Annotated in this window: 2 protein-coding genes and 1 pseudogene; all 3 read left to right on the plus strand. The window is 65.3% G+C overall.

Annotated elements, in window-relative coordinates:
- Positions 1-96: 96 nt before the first annotated feature.
- The 3 genes and pseudogenes from FJZ36_18500 (at position 97) to FJZ36_18510 (ending at position 3254) form a co-directional block, all read left to right on the plus strand.
- Positions 97-333, plus strand: a pseudogene (locus tag FJZ36_18500) (hypothetical protein).
- 400 nt (positions 334-733) lie between these two features.
- Positions 734-1141, plus strand: a complete 408-nt coding sequence (locus tag FJZ36_18505) for a hypothetical protein (GenBank protein MBM3216890.1) — start codon at positions 734-736, stop codon at positions 1139-1141.
- On the plus strand, positions 1131-3254 hold the full coding sequence (locus FJZ36_18510; GenBank protein MBM3216891.1) for a DUF4384 domain-containing protein: 2124 nt from the start codon (positions 1131-1133) through the stop codon (positions 3252-3254). The genes FJZ36_18505 and FJZ36_18510 overlap by 11 nt, the downstream gene beginning before the upstream one ends.
- Positions 3255-3390: the final 136 nt, after the last annotated feature.

Consider the following 3390-nt stretch of genomic DNA (forward strand, 5'->3'; position numbering starts at 1 on the left):
GCCGACGCCGAGGAGTATCGTCCGACCCTCTCACTGGAAGGAACGTTGGACGCCGCCGTCGGCGTGCTGGCGGTTCCACTCGATGTCGCCCGTCGGATGAAGACCGTCTACCGCACGGCGAAGGCGGAAGTCCGCATCATTCGGGGATACACGCGGATTATCAAGACATGGGTGGAAGTCCGCGACCGGCGATACCCGATCGTCTTCCCGCTCGCGGTCACGAAGGGTCCTGTCTTCGCAGGCCATCGTGGCAGAATCCTCGATGTCGAGTTCCAAGCTGACGACGCGTTGCTCTTCTCCGGATCGGACGACCATACGGTACGCGTCTGGGATCCCGTGACCGGTCGGTGTTTGCGCACGCTCGCTCACGATCACGTTGTCGACGCGCTGTCGGTGGACACCGCCGGAAAGGTCGTCGTGAGCGGCTGTCGCGACGGGATGATCCGAGTCTGGAATGTCGACACCGGGGAACTCATCCGCCGCTTCCCAAGTGGCGCTGGCGAGGTGTTCGCCCTTCGTCTCGACCGGAGACGCGGGCTCATCGTCGCTGGGCTGCGCGACGGATCGATCCGACGGTGGGACGTGACGACTGGAGCGTATGTCGATACCGTCCTCAGCCATCCCTCTCACATCCAGGACCTGATCATCAGTCCAAACGGGAGCGCGGTTGCCTTCGCCACGGCGGACGCCCGGATTGGGCTCCTGAACCCTGGATACAGGCAAGGTCGAGTGGATGCTCCTGCCCCAGGGAGCGCTCGTCCGCGAGCTCCAGTTCTACGCGAACGGATCGCGCCTCGCCACGGCCGACACCTACGCGACCGTGCGGACGTGGGAGATACCCACGGGAGCCCCGCTGGCATCCTTCACGGTTCCCTACATCGGGCTCTTGGCGCTGGACATCGCCGAGGACGACCGAACCGCAGTCATCGACGGCAGCTTCGGGATCGGCGTCCGAGACCTGAATACAGGCGATCAGCTTCAATGGTCGCAGGGGCACACCTCCTGGGTCTATTCCGGCGCGTTGAGTTCGGATCGAAGGCTCCTCGCGACAGGTTCCGAAGACAGCACGATCCGGCTCTGGTATCGCGTCGGCGTGGAACCGCAGGACACGGACGCTCCACTGTTCGACGATGTGGAATGAGACGGAGACGCGAACGCGCGGAAGGACTGCGCCCATGAAGCTGCGATGGTTGTCGATGCTCGCCGTGGCGGTGGCTGCCATCACGACGATGGCGCGCGCGGAGACCTATGCCGTACTCGTTGGCATCAACCAGTACCAGTCCGGTTTCAAACCTCTCAGCTATGCCGAAAACGACGCGCGGCTCATGGGCGAACTGCTCATGGTCTCTACCCGTGTGCCCGAAGCGAACATCCGAATGCTCTTCGGATCGGACGCGACACGCAACGCGATCGGCGAGTCGCTCAAGAGCTGGCTCGCCAATCGAGTGCAGCCGACGGACACGGCGATCTTCTACTTCTCCGGTCACGGCTCCTACATGATCGACGACAACGGCGACGAGGAGGACGGACTCGACGAAGCCCTGTGCGCCCACGACAGCAGCCCTCTGTCCGATCTGTCGTTCATCCGCGACGACGTTCTGGACGCGTGGCTCCAGGAGATTCCCTGCGCGACGAAGGTCGCCATTCTCGACGCCTGCCACTCAGGAACCGGTTCCAAGGCGATATATGCCGGAGGTAACCGCGTCAAGGAAGCGGGTATCAACGGGCGCGAGATCGCTCTGGCGTCGCGCGCTGCCCATCAGGCAGACGAAGCCGCGCTCAACCGCCTGTCGCCCCGAGGAGGAGCGACCGTCCGAGACAGCCGCGTTCTCGAGCTCGCAGCCTGCCGTCCCGACCAGATTTCGATGGAGTCGAGCGCGTACAAGCATGGCGTGTTGACCTACTTCGTCGCAGAGGGGGCTCGTGGAGCCGCCGACGCCAACCGTGACGGCACGATCACGCTCGGAGAGCTCCAGAGCTACGCCGCGCGGCGCATCAAGGAACGCGGATTCGCTCAGGAACCGCAGATCAACGGAACCGACGGCGAGTCGTTCGCGCTCATCACGCCGAAGACCCTCGTCGTCGAGCCCGCGCCGCCGCCTGAGCCGATCGCTGAAGAGGCTCCGCCGCTGCCTCCGCCTCCTCCTCCCGAGCCGGCGCTCGCTCCGGAACGCGTCGTCGAGACTCGAGGCAACACCGTCGTCCTGAGCATCGGAGCCAACCATGGCGTCGTGCGTGGCGCGGTCTATCGCGTGTTCGCCAGGGCGTTGCTGACACCGGAGGGGCGTGTTCCCGACGGCGCGCTTCCAGCGGGAACCGTTCGAGTCGTGGCTATCGAAGCGACGCGAAGCCGCGCGGAGTTCGCCGACAAGCCGTTTCCCGTCGCGGCGAACGACGCCGTCAGGCTCTACCGCCGCCCCGTCGAGCCCGACCGCCTCGTTGTCCGCATCCTGCAGGACGATGACACTCCCGCGTCGGCGGAGACGGCGACGTTCATCGACGCGCTCCGGACGGAGGTTGCCGCGATACCCGATGTACGGCTCGCCGAGGAAGTGGACACACCGGATCGCCTGCTCTTCGGCTCGATCCGCCGGGACACGGCGACGCCCATCGCGGAAGTGACCCTGGCGAACCCGAATCGCGCTCTTGCGGCGGAGCCGTTGCGGCTCGCTCGTTTCGGTTCCCCCGAAGAGGCCGCGCGAGCGCTTGCCGAGCAGTTGACGCCGTCGCTCGTCGCCGCATTCACGAAGAAAGCCCTCGCTGCGCTCGAGAACCCGGACTCGCCGATCCGCATCGGGCTGATAGGTCCGGAGTCTGCGCGGATCGGGGATACGGTTTCGTTCCAGTTCACGCCAAGCCACAATGGCTACCTGCTTCTGGTCAACATCGCCACGGACGGCTCGCTGAATGTCCTCTACCCGAACGGATTCGCGACGCACAACGCCGTGCGCGCTGGTGAGAGGGTGACCGTTCCCGACGAGCGCTGGCGCATCCGAGTCAAGGGCCCCGTCGGACTCGAAGTCGTCAAAGCGATCTTCACGACGGTTCCGATCGAGCTCGACGAAGTGAACCCCGAAGCGCTGCGCGAGCAGAACCTCTTCGCGTTGCCGGCGTCGGAATCGGGGTCGCTCCTGCGTCGCATCGCTGTGGACATTCTGCGGAACCGTCCCGTATCCGAGTGGGCGGCGGAGGCGGTCGCGTTTCCCGTCACAGCCGGCACGAAGGACCCACTCGAGCTCTCGTCGTTGGAGTAGGAGGACTCGGGATGAAGCGCATTCCCGTATGGGCGTTGGTGCTGATGGCAGTCGCTGCGTCAGCGAGAGCGCAGGAGGCTGAGTTCGAAGCAGCCCTGGTCCGCTCGCGGGAGCTCCGGCAGACGCTGGCGAACAC

It is taken from the genome of Candidatus Poribacteria bacterium (assembly GCA_016866785.1).
Lineage (GTDB): Bacteria > Poribacteria > WGA-4E.